Source organism: Microcystis sp. M53602_WE12 (assembly GCF_030065455.1).
Lineage (GTDB): Bacteria > Cyanobacteriota > Cyanobacteriia > Cyanobacteriales > Microcystaceae > Microcystis > Microcystis aeruginosa.
Genome location: NZ_JASJFB010000243.1, coordinates 1 through 20,211 on the forward strand (window position 1 = coordinate 1; position 20,211 = coordinate 20,211).

The 20,211-nt window shown below is 45.3% G+C and carries 21 protein-coding genes and 1 pseudogene; 14 read left to right on the forward strand and 8 right to left on the reverse strand.

Going from position 1 to position 20,211, the window contains the following annotated elements:
- Positions 1-264: 264 nt before the first annotated feature.
- The 4 genes from nusA to PX482_RS08825 all read left to right on the forward strand — a co-directional run bounded on the left by nusA (position 265) and on the right by PX482_RS08825 (position 5,642).
- Entirely contained in the window at positions 265-1,461 is a 1,197-nt protein-coding gene (nusA, locus tag PX482_RS08810; protein WP_004159547.1) for a transcription termination factor NusA, read from the forward strand.
- Complete coding sequence (locus PX482_RS08815; protein WP_002768359.1) at positions 1,458-1,739, forward strand: YlxR family protein; 282 nt, start codon at positions 1,458-1,460, stop codon at positions 1,737-1,739. Before nusA ends, PX482_RS08815 begins: the two co-directional genes overlap by 4 nt.
- A 111-nt stretch (positions 1,740-1,850) precedes the next feature.
- The gene (gene infB, locus PX482_RS08820; RefSeq protein ID WP_012264842.1) at positions 1,851-4,883 is read left to right on the forward strand and encodes a translation initiation factor IF-2; all 3,033 of its coding nucleotides are present in this window, start codon (positions 1,851-1,853) and stop codon (positions 4,881-4,883) included.
- A 189-nt stretch (positions 4,884-5,072) separates the two neighbouring features.
- Positions 5,073-5,642, forward strand: a complete 570-nt coding sequence (locus tag PX482_RS08825) for a low-complexity tail membrane protein (RefSeq protein WP_004159551.1) — start codon at positions 5,073-5,075, stop codon at positions 5,640-5,642.
- A gap of 26 nt (positions 5,643-5,668) precedes the next feature.
- On the opposite strand, the gene PX482_RS08830 is transcribed toward PX482_RS08825, so the two are convergent.
- On the reverse strand, positions 5,669-6,397 hold the full coding sequence (locus PX482_RS08830; protein WP_043999280.1) for a carbonic anhydrase: 729 nt from the start codon (positions 6,395-6,397) through the stop codon (positions 5,669-5,671).
- Between the two features lie 28 nt (positions 6,398-6,425).
- Positions 6,426-6,608, reverse strand: coding sequence for a hypothetical protein (locus PX482_RS08835; RefSeq protein ID WP_071825090.1), 183 nt, complete (start codon positions 6,606-6,608; stop codon positions 6,426-6,428).
- Positions 6,609-6,664: 56 nt separating this feature from the next.
- Here PX482_RS08835 and PX482_RS08840 point away from each other — a divergent pair.
- Positions 6,665-6,827, forward strand: a pseudogene (locus PX482_RS08840) (ISNCY family transposase); the annotation flags it as partial.
- Positions 6,828-6,880: 53 nt separating this feature from the next.
- Entirely contained in the window at positions 6,881-7,834 is a 954-nt protein-coding gene (locus PX482_RS08845) for an ABC transporter ATP-binding protein (protein WP_004159556.1), read from the forward strand.
- Between the two features lie 21 nt (positions 7,835-7,855).
- Here the strand turns inward: PX482_RS08845 and PX482_RS08850 are convergent, their stop codons facing one another.
- On the reverse strand, positions 7,856-8,608 hold the full coding sequence (locus tag PX482_RS08850; protein ID WP_004159560.1) for a tetratricopeptide repeat protein: 753 nt from the start codon (positions 8,606-8,608) through the stop codon (positions 7,856-7,858).
- Positions 8,609-8,652: 44 nt separating this feature from the next.
- Between PX482_RS08850 and nblB the strand changes: the two genes are divergently transcribed.
- Together nblB and PX482_RS08860 are read left to right on the forward strand one after the other, a co-directional pair.
- Positions 8,653-9,318, forward strand: coding sequence for a phycobilisome degradation protein NblB (gene nblB, locus PX482_RS08855; RefSeq protein ID WP_004159561.1), 666 nt, complete (start codon positions 8,653-8,655; stop codon positions 9,316-9,318).
- A gap of 73 nt (positions 9,319-9,391) precedes the next feature.
- A complete protein-coding gene (locus PX482_RS08860) occupies positions 9,392-10,483 on the forward strand; it encodes a tetratricopeptide repeat protein (RefSeq protein ID WP_288027264.1) in 1,092 nt (363 codons plus the stop codon).
- 148 nt (positions 10,484-10,631) lie between these two features.
- On the opposite strand, the gene PX482_RS08865 is transcribed toward PX482_RS08860, so the two are convergent.
- Positions 10,632-11,105 (reverse strand): DUF29 domain-containing protein, encoded by a 474-nt coding sequence (locus PX482_RS08865; protein ID WP_288093426.1) that lies wholly within the window; start codon positions 11,103-11,105, stop codon positions 10,632-10,634.
- Between the two features lie 178 nt (positions 11,106-11,283).
- Positions 11,284-11,973 (reverse strand): PEP-CTERM sorting domain-containing protein, encoded by a 690-nt coding sequence (locus tag PX482_RS08870; RefSeq protein ID WP_223213046.1) that lies wholly within the window; start codon positions 11,971-11,973, stop codon positions 11,284-11,286.
- Positions 11,974-12,152: 179 nt separating this feature from the next.
- Here PX482_RS08870 and rnc point away from each other — a divergent pair, with 179 nt between their 5' ends.
- The gene (gene rnc, locus PX482_RS08875; RefSeq protein WP_288122331.1) at positions 12,153-12,833 is read left to right on the forward strand and encodes a ribonuclease III; all 681 of its coding nucleotides are present in this window, start codon (positions 12,153-12,155) and stop codon (positions 12,831-12,833) included.
- A gap of 220 nt (positions 12,834-13,053) precedes the next feature.
- Here the strand turns inward: rnc and PX482_RS08880 are convergent, their stop codons facing one another.
- Positions 13,054-13,833: a Crp/Fnr family transcriptional regulator gene (locus tag PX482_RS08880; protein ID WP_004159575.1), complete on the reverse strand. Its 780-nt coding sequence runs from the start codon at positions 13,831-13,833 to the stop codon at positions 13,054-13,056.
- Positions 13,834-14,003: 170 nt separating this feature from the next.
- Here PX482_RS08880 and PX482_RS08885 point away from each other — a divergent pair, with 170 nt between their 5' ends.
- From PX482_RS08885 to PX482_RS08905, 5 genes are all read left to right on the forward strand, one after another.
- On the forward strand, positions 14,004-15,047 hold the full coding sequence (locus PX482_RS08885) for a sulfate ABC transporter substrate-binding protein (RefSeq protein WP_288122333.1): 1,044 nt from the start codon (positions 14,004-14,006) through the stop codon (positions 15,045-15,047).
- Positions 15,048-15,058: 11 nt separating this feature from the next.
- Positions 15,059-15,400 carry an NIL domain-containing protein gene (locus PX482_RS08890; protein ID WP_002768372.1) on the forward strand — a complete coding sequence of 114 codons (342 nt, stop codon included), beginning with the start codon at positions 15,059-15,061 and terminating at the stop codon, positions 15,398-15,400.
- Positions 15,401-15,419: 19 nt separating this feature from the next.
- Positions 15,420-16,262 (forward strand): sulfate ABC transporter permease subunit CysT, encoded by an 843-nt coding sequence (gene cysT, locus PX482_RS08895; protein ID WP_004159580.1) that lies wholly within the window; start codon positions 15,420-15,422, stop codon positions 16,260-16,262.
- Between the two features lie 41 nt (positions 16,263-16,303).
- The gene (cysW, locus tag PX482_RS08900) at positions 16,304-17,146 is read left to right on the forward strand and encodes a sulfate ABC transporter permease subunit CysW (RefSeq protein WP_002797969.1); all 843 of its coding nucleotides are present in this window, start codon (positions 16,304-16,306) and stop codon (positions 17,144-17,146) included.
- Between the two features lie 80 nt (positions 17,147-17,226).
- Positions 17,227-18,267, forward strand: a complete 1,041-nt coding sequence (locus tag PX482_RS08905) for a sulfate/molybdate ABC transporter ATP-binding protein (RefSeq protein ID WP_004159582.1) — start codon at positions 17,227-17,229, stop codon at positions 18,265-18,267.
- A gap of 46 nt (positions 18,268-18,313) precedes the next feature.
- Here PX482_RS08905 and PX482_RS08910 read toward each other — a convergent pair whose 3' ends face one another.
- Together PX482_RS08910 and PX482_RS27660 are read right to left on the reverse strand one after the other, a co-directional pair.
- Positions 18,314-19,837: a class I SAM-dependent DNA methyltransferase gene (locus PX482_RS08910; RefSeq protein WP_288097187.1), complete on the reverse strand. Its 1,524-nt coding sequence runs from the start codon at positions 19,835-19,837 to the stop codon at positions 18,314-18,316.
- Between the two features lie 18 nt (positions 19,838-19,855).
- Positions 19,856-20,074 (reverse strand): DUF2283 domain-containing protein, encoded by a 219-nt coding sequence (locus PX482_RS27660; RefSeq protein ID WP_353852127.1) that lies wholly within the window; start codon positions 20,072-20,074, stop codon positions 19,856-19,858.
- Between the last annotated feature and the right edge of the window lie 137 nt (positions 20,075-20,211).

Here is a 20,211-nt window from a genome sequence, read left to right on the forward strand (position 1 = left end):
AAGGCATTTAGCGATTTTTGTCAATTGTTTTTTATCTAGAGCGAACTAATCAATTAAGTCTCTTACCAGATAAGGATTTAGTCGATTTATGCCCCCCTATCGAACCATACCAAGTAACGAAGAACCTAAATAAATAACTAACTGATTAACTTAAAACTTACATCTGATAACTGATAACTTACATCTGATAACTGATAACTGATAACTGATACAAGGCTAATGGCTAAAAAACTAATCACTCAAAAGTAAGGAGAAAAAATAATTATGGCTACTGTTAATTTGCCTGGTTTAAAAATAATGCTCGAAGAAATTAGCCAACGACATAATCTGCCCAAAAATGCCGTACAGGAAGCCTTGCGTGAAGCACTTCTCAAGGGGTATGAACGTTATCGACGCGCCCAAAGTTTAGAAAAAGCCGCTCAATTTCATGAAGATTATTTCAATAACTTTGATGTGGAATTAGACGTAGAAGAAGAAGGGTTTCGCATCCTTTCGACTAAAACTATTGTCGAAGAAGTGACTAATCCCGACCATCACATCGGTCTCAAAGAAGTGCAAGAAGTGGCCGATGAGGCCCAATTAGGGGATGAAGTAGTTCTTGATGTCACCCCCGACCAAAGAGAATTTGGTCGCATGGCGGCAATTCAAACTAAACAGGTTTTACTGCAAAAACTGCGGGATAACCAACGCAAAATGATTCAAGAGGAGTTCCAAGATCTGGAAGGAACGGTTTTACAGGCCCGGGTCGTCCGTTTTGAAAGACAGGCCGCTATTGTCATGGTACAAAGCACCTACGGTCAACCGGAAGTGGAAGCAGAACTACCCAAACGGGAACAGCTACCCAACGATAACTATCGCGCTAACGCCACCTTTAAAGTTCTGCTCAAAAAAGTCCTGGAAGGTTCTCACCGCGGCCCGCAATTAATCGTTTCCAGAGCGGCGGCGGGTTTGGTAGTATATTTGTTCGCCAACGAAGTTCCCGAAATCGAGGAGGAAATCGTGCGTATTGTCGCCGTCGCCCGGGAAGCCAATCCCCCCTCCCGTCACGTTGGTTCGCGGACAAAAATCGCCGTCGATACCTTAGAGAGAGACGTGGATCCGGTTGGGGCTTGTATTGGGGCTAGAGGTTCCAGGATTCAAGCCGTGGTTAACGAATTGCGGGGGGAAAAAATCGACGTGATTCGCTGGTCTCCAGATCCCGCCACCTACATCGCCAATGCCCTTAGTCCCGCCCGTATCGACCAAGTTTTGTTCACTAATGCCGAAGAAAGACAAGCATTGGTACTGGTGGCACAGGATCAATTAAGTTTAGCGATTGGCAAAGAAGGGCAGAACGTGCGTCTAGCCGCCCGTCTGACGGGCTGGAAAATCGATATTAAGGATATAGTCCTCTATAAAGGCGAACAAGAGGTAAAAACCGATGAAACCGACCCAGAAGCGCAGGATTTAGACCAAGAATGAACCCCTTCGTCAATTATCGACGCTGTATTAGCTGCCGTCTCTTCGCCCCGAAAGAATCCTTTTGGCGAATTGTCCGACTACACCCGTCCGGACAGATACAATTAGATCAAGGAATGGGAAGGGCTGCCTATATCTGTCCGCAACCTAATTGCCTGCAATTAGCCCGGCAAAAAAATCGTCTCGGACGGGCCCTAAAAGCCAATATTCCCGAAACGCTCTATGAATCCTTGCAAGAGCGCCTCGGGACTGCCAAGCAAGGTCGTTCAAATCAGGATTAAAATTGACGATCATAGCCACAAAATCGTTAGCATGGAAAGGGGGCAGTCCTGAGAGGATCAAAAAATCAGCCAACTTATAGGATCACTAACACTTTAGCCGGGGGATAATGGATGAGTAACACGAAAGTCAGAATTTACGATTTATCAAAAGAATTGAATCTAGACAACAAAGACATTTTGGACATCTGTGACCAGTTGAACATCGAGTACAAGAGCCACAGTAGCACGATCAGCGAAGAGGATGCCCAACGCATCAAAGCAATCGCTGCGAAGGGATTGGCCTCGAGTACCAGTAAAAATAGCACGGGTCAGCGAGAATCGGCTAGTCCTGCCGAAGAAAAAAAACAAAAGATTTTAGCCCTGCATAAACACAACCGCCCCGAAACCGGCGAAGAAGGGGAAAGCTATCCCGGTCAAGCCGGTTCCTCGGCCAAACCGACTTTAATCAGTCCCCCCCGTCCCCCGGTTAAACCCCTCGTTGCTCCCCCAGGGCGCGACGAGGCGGCCGAAAAAACTCCCCCCACTGCAGCAGAGATGCTATCTCATAGCCCCAGTGTTAAAGAAACCCCGACCGAAACCCCGCTAGTGCCAGAAGCAGCCCCCACCTTAATCGCCCCACCTAATCGACCTTCCCTCACCCCGAAACCACGCCCTGAAACTGCCTCGGGACGGCCAGAACCCCGATCTAAAAATGCTCCTGGCAGTAACGACAGGCCCCGGGGAGAAAAACGCGAGCGCGGCGAGAGCGAAAACGCCCCTAGTCCTGAGCGTAGGGTAGGCTTGGCTAAACCAGAAAAACCGACCCTCAACCGCAAACCCGACGGAAAAAGCCCGAAACTGGCGGAACCAGCTAGAGAAGTGCGGGAGACAGTGGAGTTGAAGCGCCCGGTTCGCCCCGGGTTACCCGCTAAAATCTCGGCTACCAGCGAGGAGGAAACCGATACCACCAAGAAATCTGGTGTTGATGGCACAGAAATCGATACAGATACCGGATTGCTCGGAGCAGACGGGCCCAAAAAACTCAAACGACCCACCATGCCCCCTCGCATGGCCAAAAAATCTACCTGGGAAGAAGAAGAAGAGGAAGAAAAAAAAGCGGCCAAAACCGCCAAAACTGCCGGCAAAAACAAACGCCGCACCCAAGCGCTCTTTGAAGATGACGATGATCTAGAATCGGAACTGTCCGGGTTAATTAATACCCCCAGTTTTACCCTCTCCACCGCTCGTCCCCCCAAACCGCCCACCGCTAAAGCTGCCCCCCCCGGCACCCCAACAGCAGTCAAAGTTAAGCGGCCCAGTAAACCAACCGCCCACACCGGCAGCCCGAAAAGCGAGCGCCAAGAACCCCAAGAGGAAAAACGCCCGGAAAGCATCGTTGTCACCGGCAGTCTCACCGTGCGCGACCTCTCGGAATTGATGAAAGTCCCCGAAACTGAGATCATCAGAACCCTATTTTTTAAAGGGATGGCGGTTAATATCACCCAAACTCTCGACGTGGACACGATCGAAATGATCGCCAGGGACTTCGAGATCGCCGTGGAAACCCCCAGCACCCAGTCGGCGGCGATCAAAACCACGGAAATGATCGATGTCTCCGACTGGGAAAGTCTCCAGCGTCGTCCCCCCGTCGTCACCATTATGGGTCACGTTGACCACGGTAAAACCACCCTCCTCGACTCGATCCGCAAAACCAAAGTCGCCCAGGGGGAAGCAGGCGGCATCACCCAGCACATCGGTGCTTACCACGTCGATGTGGAACATAACGGCAAACCGGAACAGATTGTCTTTTTGGATACCCCCGGCCACGAAGCTTTTACCGCTATGCGCGCCCGCGGGGCGAGAGTCACCGATATAGCCGTGCTGGTGGTAGCCGCCGATGACGGCGTACAACCCCAAACGAAAGAGGCAATCAGTCACGCCAGGGCTGCCGAAGTCCCCATCGTGGTGGCGATTAACAAAGTCGATAAACCTTCAGCTAACCCCGACCGGATTAAACAGGAATTGACCGAACAGGGACTGGTGGCCGAAGATTGGGGCGGTGAGACGATCATGGTTCCCGTTAGCGCCCTGCGGGGTGAAAATCTCGATAATCTGCTGGAAATGATCCTCTTGGTGGCAGAAGTGGAGGAATTGGTCGCTAACCCCGATCGCTTGGCGAAGGGAACCGTCATCGAAGCTAACCTCGATCGCACCAAAGGCCCCGTGGCTACCCTGCTCGTCCAGAATGGCACTCTCCGGGTCGGTGATAGCATCGTCGCCGGTTCCGTTTTCGGCAAAATTCGGGCTATGATCGATGATCGCGGTCAAAAAGTCGAAGCGGCCACCCCCTCCTTCGCCGTGGAAATCCTCGGTCTCAGTGATGTGCCGGCCGCTGGCGATGAATTCGATGTCTATGAAAGTGAAAAAGAGGCCCGATCAATCGCTGATCAACGGGCGATCGAACGACGCAACACCCGTTTACAACAGGCCCTCTCCTCCCGTCGCGTTAGCCTTAGCACCCTCTCTATCCAAGCTCAAGAAGGACAACTCAAGGAACTTAATCTCATCCTCAAGGCAGATGTGCAAGGTTCCGTCGAGGCCATCCTCGGTGCGCTCAAACAGTTACCCCAAAACGAAGTGCAGATTCGCGTTCTCCTCGCCTCTCCGGGGGAAATCACCGAAACCGATGTGGATCTGGCCGCCGCTAGTGGTGCGGTGGTGGTGGGCTTTAATACCACCCTTGCCAGTGGTGCGCGCGCATCCGCCGATCGGGAAGGGGTCGATATCCGCGATTACAATATCATCTACAAGCTTCTCGATGATATTCAAGGGGCGATGGAAGGTCTTCTCGACCCCGAAGAAGTGGAAGAACACCTCGGTTTCGCCGAAGTGCGCGCCGTCTTCACCGTCGGTCGTGGGGCTGTGGCGGGCTGTTATGTCCAATCTGGTAAACTGGTGCGGAACCGCTTCCTGCGCGTGCGTCGCGGCAAGGAAATTGTTTATCAGGGAGTTCTCGATTCCCTCAAACGGATGAAGGAAGATGCCCGGGAAGTAGCTACCGGTTTCGAGTGCGGTGTCGGTGTTTCTAAATTCAATGACTGGAAAGAAGGCGACATTATCGAAGCCTACGAAATGGTCATGAAACGTCGCACTTTATCCAGTTAATTAGACTTGAACCGTCGGGAGTCGGGAGTCAGGAGTCGGGAGTCAGGAGTCAGGAGTCAGGAGTCAGGAGGCCGCTTTTTTTTCCCCACTCCCCCACTCCCCCATCTCCCCACTTCATAATTCATAATTCATAATTCCCCCACTCCCCCACTCCCCCATCTCCCCACTTCATAATTCTCATTTCCCTCTATGAAATCAGAACCTTTTTTGTGGATTCATCTGGCAGGGTTAGCGGCTTTGCCAATCTTTTTACAAATCGCTTGGATTGGTTTAGCTGTGGGCGATCCCTTGCCTTTTCTTTGGCTAGAATGGCTATTTCTAGGAGCGATCGCTATCATACCCGTCTTTTGGATGCAGTGGACAAAACCTTTTGATATTTTTAGTCTTTTGTTGGTTGCTCTAAAACCGAGTCAACTCACCCCCGAACAGTTAAAAATTCTCTCTCTTTTTAAACGTCCTCGCCATCGTCTTCTTACTCTTTTGGGAGTCGTCCTCTTAATTCTCATCACTTGGCCAATCTACAATTTTGCCCCTCTAGCGGCTGCCGTGGCCGCCTATCTCCCCCAATGGCGGCTTTTAGGTTTAGTAATCGCTGCGATCGCTCTCCTCTTAAGTCACCTATTTCTACAGGTTCCTCTGAGTGTTCTGGGGGTTTTAGCCACTAAGGAAAGTGACTGGACAGCCACCGAAGCTTTAGTTATTGAGCGCATTCCTGAGTTATTTACCATTGTTGGTCTAAAAGTTAATAAAATTATCTAAATTAGCCAAAATGCCGACAATTTCGGCTAGGAATGCAGGATTGATCGCCCGTTTAAGGGTTGAATATTCCTGGCATTACGGGGAAAAATCGCGGCCAATTGTTGCAGTTGTTGGGGAGAAATTTTGATCGCATTTTGCCAGACTAACCAGAGAACATCCTCGCTACAGGGAGGAGTGGACAAAGACCCCCGATATTCATAAAAATCGCTATTTTCTGGCAGTAAAAGCCCGGCATTGACCCAAGTATCGGGGATAATCATTTCAGGAGAAGGTTCTTGGGGCAAATAAGCCCAAATCGTTTGTAAATAGGGATTAAAAGCGCCGATTTCGGCTAAGATACCCACAACTGCTAAATTTCCTCTCCCATTTCGATGCACTAAATGAATTTCTAGAGGGAAAGACTGACCTTTAATCTGATGTTCGCTGGGATGATGAAAATGAAACTGCAATAAATCCCAGTTTTCGCCGTGAAAACTCATGTTTCCACCTTTTTCGGTCTTAACCAAGATTGTACGACCGTTATGGCGAATTTTTAGGGGTACAGGACGATAATTAAAGGTGGGTTGGTATAGCTCTTTTTCAGTCACTATACTCAGATCGATCGGTGTTTGTTGCTTTCCCGTGGTGCAGAGACGATAATTCCTTGATAATTCGCCCCAATGGTCAATATTTTGATAATTCCAAGCAAATTCTGGATTAATAGCCCCAAAAAGAGCGTGAGAGCCAATAAATTGCAGTAATTCTCGTCTATACATCGTATTAAATCCAGAAATCATCGGATAATTAGGGTTTGCTGAAAAAGTTTTTCGGTGGTGGCAGGGTGTAGGGTGTAGGGTGTAGGGTGTAGGGTGTGGGGTGTGGAGTGTGGGGTGTGGGGTGTGGGGAGAATAAATAAAATAATCTCCTATCTCCTATCTCCTGACTCCTGACTCCTGACTCCTCAAAACCTAAGACTCTGTACCTCACAACTATGGAAATTGCTATAATCGGCTCACATCAGTCTTTAAACATCTAGCTTGATGATCAGTTTTCTGATCAATATCTTTTTGTGGTTCGTGTTAGACTTACTCAAATATCAGTCTAACACAGAACAAAATCACCTCTTCGCCTGTATTGCCTTGTCCTAGTTGTGGTTCTCACCATACCATCAAGAGTGGTTCTATTGATAACGGGAAACCCAAACGTTAATGTTAAGAATGTGGTGGCCAGTTTGTCAGCAATCCCACTACTAAAACTTTATGAACACACCAGAATTAGCCATTGCTACCGTTGGTTTAACCAAACAATTTGACCGCCATGGGGCTGTTAATCAAGTGGATTTACAGATTGAAGCGGGGGAAGTTTACGGGTTAATCGGTCCAAATGGAGCAGGAAAAACCACTTTAATTAGAATGTTAGCGGCAGCGGAAGAACCGACAACGGGAGAAATATATCTGCACGGAGAACGTCTTTTAAGAGATGAGAGTAATCCCCGTCTCAAAAGAAATTTAGGTTATCTACCCGATAATTTTCCCCTCTACGATGACCTAAATGTCTGGAATTATCTGGATTATTTTGCCCGTCTTTATCATATCCCTCGCTCCCAACGTCATCGCCGCATTTATGAGGTTCTAGAACTGGTACAATTAACCGGTAAAAGCCATAATTTGATCGCTACTTTGTCCCGGGGGATGAAACAACGTTTAAGTTTAGCCCGAACGATTATTCATGAACCTTTAATTTTACTTCTCGATGAACCAGTTTCTGGATTAGACCCGATCGCTCGCCTACAATTTCGTGAGATTATTAAAGTCTTACAATCGGCAGGTATGACTATTTTAATTTCCTCCCATGTCCTTAGTGATTTGGCCGAACTTTGTAGTTCTGTGGGCATCATGGAATTAGGTTATCTAGTGGAAAGCACCTCTTTACAAGAATTAAATCAACGTCTAGCTGGTCAATACTTGCAGATTACGACTCTAGGCAATTTAGAAGCCTTAGAAACTGCTCTTAAACAATGTGTTTTTGTGGAAAGTTGGCAAAGAATTATTCATACTAATACTCTCCGGGTTAAATTTACGGGAACCCTAGAAGATAGTGCCGAATTGTTGAAATCTTTAGTCGTTTCTGGCCTGACCTTAAGCGAGTTTTATACTTGCCGCGAAGATTTAGAAACTATTTTCCTAAAATTGGGACATCGACAGGCATCCTAAGGGGAAATAATAATTTTAAATCTAACCAGATAGTAACTTTTCGACTAATTTAATTTGCTCCTGACTAAAACCAGCTTCCTTCAGATGTGCCAGAAACCATTTTTGTCGATAACGACCGTCTAAATCCCTAGCCTTTTTGTAGGTATCCCGCGCTTTTTTAATATCACCTTGATCTAAATAGACCATTGCCAAAGCCACAAGAGGATGGGGATTATTCGGCTCTAATGTAACTGCTTTTTCAGCGTTAGTAATAGCTGAATTAAAATCTTTTAAGCGATGATAGGCGAGGGACAAATTATAGTAGGCAATTTCATTATCGGGTTTTAAATTAGCGGCTTTAGTATGCGTAACTACGGCCTTTTCAAGATGACCACCGACAAGATAAACAATACCCAAAGCATTATAAGTAGCCACATGATCGGGAGCAATTTTAATCGTTTCTTCGAGGGTTGTTTGTGCCGCTAAAGGTTGTTTAGCTAGGTGTTGTGTCCATCCTAAAATTACTCTCCCGTCTAGATGATTGGGGTTTAACTGTACCGATTTTTTTAAAGCTTCAATACTTTTGACAAAATCTCCCTGTTGACGATACTGTAATCCCAATTGACGATAACGATTAGCAGCTTTAATGTCTGATGCGGAAATAATCGGACTGGGAGAAGGAGGAACAAGCATCTCGGCCGTAGGTTCTTTTTTAAGGGGAGCGGGAGGACTACAGCCCCAAAAAACCGGGGAACTAAAGATGATCAAGATAGTCAGGATTCGATAACTATTCATGGGACAATTAATACCAGTCCAATTGTTAAGGGTGTCATCAAATTATGAATTATTCCCCTGAATCCGTGCAACGGCTGCTCGATTCCGATGATTATGGCGATCGCTTATCGGGAGTTAATCAACTGCGTTATTTAGCCCCAGAAATCGCCTTCGAGATGTTACAGCCTTTAATTAAGGATAGTAACGCTAGGGTGCGTTATTCGGCGGTAAGTCAGCTAGATATCCTCGGTCGTCAGAATCTTGATCTGGCCTTAACTATTCTACGCGATCGCTTGTTGCATGATCCGGAAGCAGACGTAAAAGCGGCCGCGGCCGATGCGATCGGGGGGTTAAAATTAACGGCAGCCTACGATGATCTGGTGGCCGTCTATCAACAATCCTGCGACTGGTTAATTCAATTTAGCATTGTGGCAGCTTTGGGCGAATTGGGGGAACCCCGGGGCTTTGAACTGCTCGAAATCGCCCTTAACTCTGATAATGAATTGGTAAAAACGGCCGCTGTTAGTGCTTTCGGGGAACTAGGCGACCCTCGCGCCGTCTCTTTACTCGTTCCCTTGGCTAATGATGATGACTGGCAACTGCGCTATCGTCTCGCTCAAGCTTTAGGCCGCTTAGGGGGGCAAGATGCGATCGCTGTTTTGACCCAGTTAACCGGCGACAAAAGCGCCCAAGTCGCCCAAGAAGCCCGCAATAATCTCGTCCAAGGGTGATGCAGAATAGTTGATTTTTGTCAATACCATTTACAATAAACTTTAATTAAGAATCGTTAACAAAGGTAAAGCGATGAAACAATTTACCCGTTTAATCTTGCTCGTCGGTCTTCTCGCGGGGGGCTGTTTCTCTGCCTCAATTGCGATCGCCGATAATCCCGCAGGGGCAATCGTGAGCAAGGATTCACAGGTTAACGAACTACTGCGTCAAGCGCGGCAATTGGTCAAAAATGGCAATTATGGGGAAGCTATAGCCATTTACGAGCGGGCTGCCGCCCTTGATGGCAATAATGCCAAAATTTTCTCTGGGATTGGCTTTTTACAAACGCGGCAAGGGGATTATAACGCCGCCGCCCAAGCATACCAAAAAGCTTTAAGTCTCGATCCGAGTAATCCCGACTTTTTCCATGCTCTCGGTTATAGTTTGGCTAATATCGGTGATTATGACAATGCAGCCACCGCTTACTACTACGCTATCCAAATAGAACCGAAAAACGTCCAACACTACCTCGGTTTAGGGGTGGTATTATTACGGCAAAAAAACTATGCAAAAGCGGGCGAAGTTTACCAATGGGTTTTAGCTCTCGACCCCAATAATCAGCAAGCCCACGAAATCATGGGTAAAGCCTTGATCGAACAGAATAAAAGCAGCGAAGCCCTCGATTTTCTCCAAAAATCCCTGCAAAGATTCCCTAACAATAGTGAATTAAGATTGCAACTAGCCAGCCTTTTGCTTAAACAGGGCGATTTAAATGGCGGAACCCAGATTTTAAAAGAAATAGAACGACAAAGTGCAGGAAATTTTTTAATTCAGCTAAAAATAGGGATTTTACTCGAAAAACAAGAGCGTTTTGACGAGGCTCTCCCCTTTTATCGTCGGGCTGTTTTCCTGCAACCCCAATCGTTGGAAGCACAAGCGGGAATCGGTCGCATCCATCTGGCCAGAAAAGATTATCTTGCAGCAATTATCGCCTATCAAGATTTGGCCGAAATTGCCCCCAATAACGCCGATGTCTATCTTAATCTCGGTCGGGCCTACGCGGGCCGGGGACGAAAAAGAGAAGCGGAGGAAGCTTTTAAGCAAGCGCGAGCGGTTTATGTGCTGAAAAATAATCAATCCGGCCTGGAGGAAGTGGATGCCCTGCTGAAGAAATTGGTTGAGTAAAACCAGATCAGTGATCAGTTTTCAGATTTGAGTTTTCAGATTTGAGTTTTCAGATTTGAGTTTTTAGTTCACTGATGCGATCACGGCAAAAAGCTCTTTTCTCCCAACTCTAGCCCAGTCTTAAGGAGTGATTTAGATAGTCAATAGTTTATTCCCAATCGATCGGCAGCCATTGATTATCTAAAACCTGTTCGAGATTAAAAATTATCTGACTGGGTAAACCGCCAGGGGATAAACCCATTTTTTTCCGGACGGCCTCTAAAGCTGTATGGTAGGATGGCTCAAAAATCTCCCGAAGATAGGGCTTTAAACTAGGGCTATCCCCCAGTAAATCTTGAATTTCTGCCCGAAAATTATTGATTTCTCCATTCCAATGATTGCCATTCCGGTCTCTTTCCGATTGCCAGTAAGTTAATTTGAGTAAATGTTCTAGGAGACGAGTTAAAAGACTTTTGAGCGCGTGTCTTTCACTTCTCCCCATCGATTCAATCTCCTCAATTAAGTTGTCTAAATCCACCTCGGCAAACTGGCCTTTTTTTAATTGTTCTGCCGTGGTTTTTAGCCAGAGATAAAAATCTTCTTCGTATAATGTTAGGGTCGCTGTTTCTGTCGCTCTAGTCATGACGGAACTGCCACAGATGAAAAGTAATCGGGATTCTATATTATAGCAATTCTCCCACTTGTGGGGTACAAAGTCTCTCAAGGCTGAGGACTGACGCTCAAAAAGATCGCACTGCATTGATTGAGTGCGATCGCTTTTAGTGATCGATTTTTAAGTAGCGAATTTCTGAGTCAGATTCCTACTTTAATAATTTGCGCGTCAAAGCCGAACCTGCACCCAAAACACCGATGGCAAGTAAGCCTAAGACGGAAGCTGGCTCAGGAACACGCCCTGTATCAGGACGCTGAAGGTAATCTACAGAAAGAGCCTCAATCAAGAAGGTGTCCCCTGGTGTCTTGGGAATCAAGTTGATAGTCGATTTCAGTGTCCCTAGTACCCCATCATAAACTCCAATTGATGAGTTATAGACATTTGAGACGTAAAAATCGGTACCATCGTAGGCAATACCAGTTGCAGCAGCTGGAGCAGTAATGAAAGCTGCTTGCAGGAGATTGCCATTAGTATCGTAAATATCATAGACACCGCAGGCATCGCAGCGGTTGCTAATTAGTTTGCCATTGAAGTACTCCAGACCATCCATATAGTCGGCGAGTAGTATGGGTAAACGTGGCACTATGCCATAGTCAATAATTTTTTCCGTGGTTGGCTGCAGTTGAATTTTGGCTAAACAATGAAACCAAATTTGACTAACTAAAACTATTAAGGCCCCCCATCCTATCCAGAGGACGGCCAAATAAAAGCCCGATAATTCTAAAACAATTGTACTAACTGTGACAATAAAAAAGCGATCGAGGCGAGGATCGCTGATTTTTTGCTGAAATTGGGCAATTTCTGCCAAGTCCACCGCCGCCATGCGTGCCTGTTCCATACACATCCCCAGGATACCTAGGGCAAGAATGGGAGCGGATAGGTTTTCCGGTGGGAAGATTTGGGAGATTATGCCTAAACTAGCCGGAAAAAACAGTAAAAAAAAGGATCGTTCGTCTCATCTATTCGGGGTGGGGTCAGATTAAGATAAGAAATGCTCTTGACTTGATCATTTCTGTAATGTCTTGTTTGCCTCCTTTTCAAAATGCTCTCCTTCTTACCCAAGCTTTAACCCATCGTTCCTATGTCAATGAACAGTCGGAATTGACGGAAAATAACGAGCGCCTAGAATTTTTGGGCGATGCGATTTTGGCTTTTTTGGTGGGCGAACTATTGTATCAAAAATATCCCGCCATGAACGAGGCCGAATTAACTCGTTTGCGGTCAAATTTGGTCAAAGAAGAACAATTAGCGCAATTGGGCATTGAAATCGGCCTGGGGGAGTTAATGCGTTTGGGTAAGGGGGCAATTAAAGATCGGGGGCGATCGAATCCTACCCTATTAGCGGACACTTTTGAAGCGATAATTGGGGCTTATTATCTAGATTCGGGGTTAAATGCGGTTAAAAACTATCTGCACGGGCTTTTTATCCCTGTAGCCTCTCATTTAGTCTCTCAACAATCGGAATCGCCATCTTTTATCGATGCTAAAAATCTCTTTCAACAGTGGGCGCTGGCTAATTTCGCCTCTAATCCAGAATATGCGATCATCGATGTGACAGGACCGCCCCACGCTAGGGAATTTACCGCCGAAGTGCGGGTTAATAACCTTCTCTACGGTACAGGTAAAGGTAAACGGAAACAGGATGCCACCAAAGCGGCTGCCGAAGATGCCTTAAAGCGCTGTCAATTGCAAGGGTAAATAGGGTTTGCGGCAAAAAGTTTTGCGTGGGGGTAGGGTGTGGGGTGTGGGGTGTGGGGTGTAGGGTTTTACCGATTTTGAGGGGGTCAATTACCTAATTTTCGGGGAAAAAGTGCCTAAATTTCCCCCCCGATCACTCCAATGGCTGGTACTTTTTGATGGGAAAAAAGTCTAAAATTTTTATCCAACAAAGTTTTTAGATTTATTCAGCAGCTCCTACTTATCTTAGGGGCCACCAATTAACTTTATCCCGGGTGGCACTGTACACTTCTTTTAAACCCTCGGCATCTAGTACCCGAATTAAATCCCCCGTCGATTCTGAGGCAATTAATCCCACGGTTTGCAATCCTTTTAATACCTGTTCGACGGTGCGTTGATTGAGTTGACAAGCGCGAGCAATCACATCGACGGATAAATCAAAAGTATAGATATTTTCAGCATCTGGTTGACTGCCTAATTCTCTTTCTTGATAGATTAAGGCTCTGAGTAAAGCCGCCACAGCTTGGGGTGGATAGCTACTGCAATTAAGCAAATGATACTCGAATTTTTGCTGTAATTCAAATAAAACACAGTACCGTTGACGAAAACTTTCGTTATCGTTGTAAATCTTTTCTAGTGCCGATAAGGGAATTTTCAGGACGTGGGTAGTTTTATAGGATTCCACCAAACAGGGAAAAGCGCGACTGGCTAAACCATAACTAAAGGGTAAACTCCTCATACCAAAACAGCCACCGGGGTAGGTAATGGCAATAATCCGGTCGAGGGGAGTGCTGCGGACGACGATTACACCCTCATCCAAAATCACATACAAAACATCTAGAAATTCATCGGGGAGAAAAGCCGTATAGACGGGACGATTGGAAAATAGCGTCTCTAACTTGAGATTGTCGGCATCGAGATACTGACTTAACCAAGCCTCCTCTAGTCCGCGAAAGAGAAAACTCTGGTTAATCAGTTGTTGTAGGAGGGTTGTTTTTTTGGCTTTGACGCTCTTGCCCATAGTCTCAAACCTAGATGTAGCACTGATTTTATCTTCTCACAGTTTCCCTTGTTATCGCCTTATTCCCAATTTGTTTTATAAATGTATTGAAATTTTTTTTTCTGTGCTGTAGGATTAAAAGACGCCTGAAAACAGATACAACCTCAGAGTAAAGCTTAGGAGCGCCGTCGATGCAGTCATCCCAGTCTTGTTTGTCCCTACTCATGGCAACTGTCCTGACGGGGGGAATGCTGGTATCTTGCACCCCATCCCCCACCAATAGCGACAATGACAGCCAAAAACCCGTGACTGTGACGCTTGTTTCCTATGCTGTCACCCAAAGTGCCTACGAAAAAATCATTCCCAAATTTGTCGAGGAATGGCAACAAAAAACGGGGCAAAAGGTAACTTTTGAACAGAGTTATGGTGGTTCCGGTTCCCAAACTCGTGCCGTTATCGATGGTTTAGAAGCGGATGTGGTAGCGTTGGCTTTAGCTTTGGATACCAAGAAAATTGAGCAAGCGGGATTAATTCAACCCGGTTGGGAAAAAGAAGCAACCAATGACTCTATTGTTCATAAATCTGTAGTGGCTTTTGTTCCTCGTGATGCCAATATTAAAATTAATAAATGGTCAGATTTAGCCAAGGATAATATTAAAGTTATTACCGCTAATCCCAAGACTTCTGGCGGAGCGCGCTGGAATTTTCTCGCTCTTTGGGGTTCGGTGACGCAAGCGGGAGGCAGTGAACAAGAGGCGCAAACTTTTGTCGAAAAAGTGTTTAAAAATGCGCCAGTTTTACCTAGAGATGCTCGCGAATCTAGTGATGTATTTTTTAAACAAGGCCAGGGAAATGTGCTGATTAATTACGAAAATGAGATGATTCTCGCTAACCAAAAAGGCGAGAAGTTGTCCTACACTGTTCCCACCGATTACAATATTTCTATTGATAATCCCGTGGCGGTTGTTGATGCCAATGTGGATAAAAAAGGTACGAGAAAAGTGGCCGAGGCTTTTGTGCAGTTTTTATTTACTCCCGCAGCCCAAAGAGAATTTGCTCAGGTGGGGTTTCGTCCCGTTGAACCGAGGGTAGTTAAAGAGTTTGAGAGTAAATTTCCTCAGATAAAAAATCTCTTTACCGTGCAGGATTTAGGCGGTTGGGATAAGGTACAAAAGCAATTCTTTGATGATGGAGGCTTGTTCGATAAAATTCTCACTAAAGCTGGTAAATCCTAAGGAGAAAAACCATGGATAATCAACCTCAATGGCAAACTATTAATCATCCCCAAAGTGACTTACATCTCGATCAATCAGGACTCGATCGCCCCACGTCCCGAAGAATAAAAATTCGGATTCCTAAACAATATATTAACGAGCCAATTATAGCACGTTTAGGGTCTTTTCCTGGTCTAAAAGTGAATATATTTTCCGCTTTGTTAGCGGCAAATAATAATCAAGATGGCTGGTTCGATCTACAACTACAAGGCAACTCCCAAGGGATAGAAAATGCCCTTTCCTATCTGGCAGATTTAGATGTAGAAGTTTGGTATGATTCAGCACAAGTTCTTGAAGAAGCGGACAATTGGTAATCTCTAGCAATAATAAACAATGGCTAACCCACAATTATCTTTATCTCCCAGTCAACCCCTGAAAAAAGTTTCTATTCCTTGGGTAATTACCATTAGTTATCTAGTGGTTTTGTTGGTTTTACCGGCGGCGGCACTATTTGCTAAATCCCTAACTCTTGGTTTTGCCGAATTTTGGCGCATTGCCACTTTACCGATTTCTTTATCCGCTTACCAAGTCACTTTTTTTACTTCCTTAATCGCCGGATTAATTGACGGAGTTTTTGGCACTATTATCGCTTGGGTATTAGTGCGTTATCGATTCCCGGGTAAAAAAATTGTCGATGCTTGTGTAGATTTGCCCTTTGCTTTACCCACTTCTGTTGCTGGTTTAGTCCTAGCCACAGTTTACAGTGATAACGGTTGGCTCGGTCAATTTTTTGCCCCCTTTGGCATTAAGATATCCTTTACCATTTTAGGGGTTTTTGTGGCGATGTTATTTATCGCTTTACCCTTCATTGTCCGCACCTTACAGCCGGTTTTACAGGAAATGGAAAAAGAGGTAGAAGAAGCGGCTTTATCCCTCGGTGCTTCCTCTTGGCAAATCTTCTGGCGAGTTATTTTTCCCACAATACTACCCGCTATTTTAACAGGAGTTGCCCTCGGTTTTGCCAGAGCGATCGGTGAATATGGTTCCGTAGTTATTATCTCCTCTAATATTCCCTTTAAGGATTTAATTGCCCCAGTTTTAATCTTCCAAAGACTAGAGGAATATGATTACACGGGGGCAACAGTAATCGGCATGGTTTTATTACTGGTTTCTTTGTTCATGTTAGTAGTAATTAATTTCCTGCAGCAATGGGGGCAAAAATACAGAGTTAAGTAAAGAGTAAAAAATATTAGGGTATAACTGGAGACAGATCAAAAATGCTGAGTCTAAAAAAATCAACTAAACCGAAAGAGTGGGATTACAAACCCCTACTAATTATCATCGCCCTTGTTTATCTGGCACTATTATTATTTATTCCAGCAGCGGCAGTATTTTACTATGCTTTTCGCAATGGATTCCAAGCTTTTTTAGAAGCGGCGGGAACTTCTGACTTTATCGAAGCGGTAAAATTAACAGTAATTATTGCCCTAATTACTGTACCTTTAAACACAATTTTTGGACTTTGTGCAGCTTGGGTAATTGCTCGCAATCAATTTCGTGGCAAAACTTTATTAATTAGTTTAATTGACTTACCTTTTGCCGTTTCTCCCGTGGTAGCGGGGTTAATGATTGTACTGCTCTATGGGCGCAATGGTTGGTTAGGTTCTTTCCTAGAATTTTTCGATATAAAAATACTTTTTGCTTTACCCGGAATGGTATTAGCAACTATATTTGTTACTATGCCTTTTGTCGCTAGAGAAGTTATCCCAGTCTTAGAAGAAATTGGCTTAGAACAAGAGGAAGCGGGGCGCACTTTAGGGGCAAGTGATTGGCAGATTTTCTGGCGCATAACTTTACCCAATATTCGTTGGGGATTGATGTACGGAGTGCTGTTAACTAATGCCCGGGCGATGGGAGAATTTGGGGCGGTTTCTGTGGTTTCTGGCAGTATTTTAGGGAGAACTGCTACCCTGCCAATTTTCGTAGAACAGGCCTATAAAAATTATCTAACTCCTGCCGCTTTTAGTGCGGCGGCTATTCTCGCCTTACTAGCGGGAGTTACTTTAATTATCAAAGAAATTCTCGAACGTAAAACCGCCCACAAAATTCACACTACCTAACTACAATTAACCTAAAAATATGAGCGGGCATTGGGTTTCATGCTTCAACCCAACCTACGTTCTACAAAAAACCTAAAAATATGAGTATTACCATCCAGCAAGTTTCTAAACGTTTCGGCAATTTTCAGGCTTTAGATAATATAAGTTTAACCATTCCTGAAGGTAAATTAGTCGCCCTCCTCGGACCATCGGGATCGGGAAAATCCACCTTATTACGTTCAATTGCCGGATTAGAAACTCCCGACAGTGGCGCGATTATCATTAACGGACAAGATACCACCCATGTGGATCCTAGACGGAGAAATATCGGCTTTGTTTTTCAACATTATGCCCTATTTAAACATTTAACTGTCCGTCAAAATATTGCTTTTGGTCTAGAAATTCGCCAGCAAAAATCCCCAGTAATTAAGAAAAAAGTTGAGGAATTATTAGAATTAATTCAATTACAAGGATTAGGCGATCGCTATCCCGCCCAATTATCGGGAGGACAACGGCAGCGAGTAGCTTTAGCCCGCGCTTTAGCCATTCAACCGAATGTATTATTATTAGATGAACCCTTTGGAGCTTTAGATGCAAAAGTTAGAAAAGAATTAAGGGTATGGCTGAGAAATTTACACGAAGAAGTTCACGTTACCAGTGTTTTTGTTACCCACGATCAAGAGGAAGCAATGGAGGTAGCTGATACGATTGTCGTGATGAATCATGGTAAAATTGAACAGGTGGGTTCTCCCGCCGAAATTTACGATCATCCGGCCACACCTTTTGTGATGCAGTTTATTGGGGAAGTGAATATCTTACCCAGTTTAGCAGGATTAGGAAATGGACATCATCCGGGTGATAATTCCACCGTTTTTATCCGTCCCCACGACCTGGAAATTATGCCCGAACAAGATGGTTTGAATAGTTGGGCAGTGGTAAAAAGAGTTATTCATTTAGGCTGGGAAATACAAGTAGAATTAATGTTAGCCGATGGGGAAATGGTGGTGGCTTATCTCAATCGGGAGGAATACAAGCAATTACAGTTACAACCAGAACAAACGGTACATTTAAAACCGAGAAAAGCGACCTTACTCACTGATTTTGACAATAAAAGTGAGAAAGTTATCGATTACTCAATTTAAAAACTCTAGGTTTATTAAAAATTTTTCATAAAGCTATAAGTGACCTTCACCGCTGCCACTTTCTCAGCACTGATAGAGTTAGAGCAACTTCTTTACCTTTCTCCTCAATAAAATCTAGCAATTCCTTGACGGTGCTTTTATCTTCATCTACTTTGGTGTTAAGATTGACAGCCTTGAGGTCAAAGTTTTTGGCTTCGATTTCTTCACGGGTGACTGTCCAACTCCTCTCACTATCTTCTCGGTTGGGTAATAGTTCTAGAAACTCCTGAAAGTGATTCATCATCAGGGGTTTGCGCTTGGTAACTTTGACATCGGACAGGTCATAATACCAGATTTTTTCAGTGGGTTTGCCTTTAGTAAAAAAGAGGATGTTAGCTTTGACTCCCCCACCGGCAGCCACAAAAGTCCCCGCGGGCAAACTAACGATACACCAGAGGTTACAGTCGTTTAATAGTTTTCGTTTGCTCTGGACAAAGGCATTTTCATTGGTGCGAAATAACACCCCTTCATCTAGGACGATACCGCAGCGTCCCCCCGGTTTCAAACTGTCGATAACGTGCTGTAAAAATAGGACTTGAGTAGCACTGGTTTTATAGGCAAATTGTGCCTGTACGGTCCTGTGTTCTTTGCCGCCAAAGGGGGGGTTAGTGAGGATAATATCGAACTGGGGCGGAGCATCTTGGAACAGGTCGCCATAGATGACTTCTCGGTTTAAGGTGTTGCCGTGCCAGAGGTGGGGGTAATCGATGCCGTGTAGGACTAAATTAGCGAGGGCAATGGGGTAGATGAGGTTCTCTTTTTCCCTTCCGTAAAAGGTTTTTAGTTTGATGGTTTCTAGCTGTTCGGGGGTGATGTCATCTGCTAGGAAATCGCGGATGTATTCGTAGGATTGGGCCAGGAATCCGCCCGTACCGCAGCAGGGGTCATAGATGGTTTCTCCTACTTGGGGGGTGATGGCTTTGACCATTGCCCGGATGACTTCCCGGGGGGTAAAGAATTGACCGCCATCGTTGTTTTTTTCTCCCATTTTCAACAGCAATCCCTCGTAAACTTGGGAGATGGGGAAGATGTGGGTAGGGTCAATGTAGTCGATTTCGTGGATTTTATCGAGGATGTCTAACAGGTTGGTTTCGGTGTCGATGCGGACTCGTTCGACACTGGATATGACCTCACTGATAATTTTTTGGCGGGGGGTGGCTTGGGGTTTGTTTTTGAGGTTTTTGAGGTAGGGAATGACTTCTTCATTGACAAAGGGCAGAAATTGACCCATTTGCCCCATTTGCAGGTTAAGGCGGCGGTTGCCTTGAGGGTTGGCCCAATCTCGCCAACGGTAGGGTTCGGGGATGGAATCGGCCAAAGAGTCCCCCACGGCTTCCGCTTCTTCCGCTTCTCGCTGTTCGGTGTCGTCAAGGATTTTGAGGAACAGTAGCCAACTGAGTTCGGGGACGTACTGTAAAGCACCGGCACAGTTGGAACGCCGCATGATGTCGCAGATGCCTTTGATGTAGCTGTTAAGTCCCTGTTGGGTGGTGAAGGTTTTACCGTTGTCGTTGCTGTTTTTTTTAGCCATTGAGTTTACCTAATTTGTCTAACCTGCCAAGCGGAGATTGGCAATGAGGGGGAGTTGGAGTTCGTTTTTTTCTTGCAGTCTTTGAGAAAAGAATAGGATTTCTAGGTTTTCGATTTCTTCGGTTTGGGGGTTGACTCTCACAATAATATCATCTCCTAATTCTTCGGATTCTTGTTCGGGATAGGGAGCGCATTTATTGATATAGAGAATGTCTCCCGTTGGGTCATATTTGATAATTAGGGTTTGCTGAAAAAGCTTTTCCTGGGGGCAGGGTGTGGGGTGTGGGGTGTGGGGTGTGGGGTTTTACCAGTTTTGAGGTGGTCAACTACCTAATTTTCAGGGAAAAAGTACCTGAATTTTCCCCCGATCCCCGC

What these genes read in the sequence shown, in the direction of transcription:
- PX482_RS08905 (WP_004159582.1), top strand. Translation starts at nt 17,227, where the DNA reads ATGAGTATTACCATCCAGCAAGTTTCTAAACGTTTCGGCAATTTTCAG.
- PX482_RS08910 (WP_288097187.1), bottom strand. Translation starts at nt 19,837, where the DNA reads ATGGCTAAAAAAAACAGCAACGACAACGGTAAAACCTTCACCACCCAA.
- PX482_RS08890 (WP_002768372.1), top strand. Translation starts at nt 15,059, where the DNA reads ATGGATAATCAACCTCAATGGCAAACTATTAATCATCCCCAAAGTGAC.
- PX482_RS08880 (WP_004159575.1), bottom strand. Translation starts at nt 13,833, where the DNA reads ATGGGCAAGAGCGTCAAAGCCAAAAAAACAACCCTCCTACAACAACTG.
- nusA (WP_004159547.1), top strand. Translation starts at nt 265, where the DNA reads ATGGCTACTGTTAATTTGCCTGGTTTAAAAATAATGCTCGAAGAAATT.
- infB (WP_012264842.1), top strand. Translation starts at nt 1,851, where the DNA reads ATGAGTAACACGAAAGTCAGAATTTACGATTTATCAAAAGAATTGAAT.
- PX482_RS08865 (WP_288093426.1), bottom strand. Translation starts at nt 11,105, where the DNA reads ATGACTAGAGCGACAGAAACAGCGACCCTAACATTATACGAAGAAGAT.
- PX482_RS08860 (WP_288027264.1), top strand. Translation starts at nt 9,392, where the DNA reads ATGAAACAATTTACCCGTTTAATCTTGCTCGTCGGTCTTCTCGCGGGG.
- cysT (WP_004159580.1), top strand. Translation starts at nt 15,420, where the DNA reads ATGGCTAACCCACAATTATCTTTATCTCCCAGTCAACCCCTGAAAAAA.
- PX482_RS08830 (WP_043999280.1), bottom strand. Translation starts at nt 6,397, where the DNA reads ATGTATAGACGAGAATTACTGCAATTTATTGGCTCTCACGCTCTTTTT.
- nblB (WP_004159561.1), top strand. Translation starts at nt 8,653, where the DNA reads ATGAATTATTCCCCTGAATCCGTGCAACGGCTGCTCGATTCCGATGAT.
- PX482_RS08885 (WP_288122333.1), top strand. Translation starts at nt 14,004, where the DNA reads ATGCAGTCATCCCAGTCTTGTTTGTCCCTACTCATGGCAACTGTCCTG.
- PX482_RS08815 (WP_002768359.1), top strand. Translation starts at nt 1,458, where the DNA reads ATGAACCCCTTCGTCAATTATCGACGCTGTATTAGCTGCCGTCTCTTC.
- rnc (WP_288122331.1), top strand. Translation starts at nt 12,153, where the DNA reads ATGTCTTGTTTGCCTCCTTTTCAAAATGCTCTCCTTCTTACCCAAGCT.
- PX482_RS08825 (WP_004159551.1), top strand. Translation starts at nt 5,073, where the DNA reads ATGAAATCAGAACCTTTTTTGTGGATTCATCTGGCAGGGTTAGCGGCT.
- PX482_RS08870 (WP_223213046.1), bottom strand. Translation starts at nt 11,973, where the DNA reads ATGGAACAGGCACGCATGGCGGCGGTGGACTTGGCAGAAATTGCCCAA.
- cysW (WP_002797969.1), top strand. Translation starts at nt 16,304, where the DNA reads ATGCTGAGTCTAAAAAAATCAACTAAACCGAAAGAGTGGGATTACAAA.
- PX482_RS08850 (WP_004159560.1), bottom strand. Translation starts at nt 8,608, where the DNA reads ATGAATAGTTATCGAATCCTGACTATCTTGATCATCTTTAGTTCCCCG.
- PX482_RS08845 (WP_004159556.1), top strand. Translation starts at nt 6,881, where the DNA reads ATGAACACACCAGAATTAGCCATTGCTACCGTTGGTTTAACCAAACAA.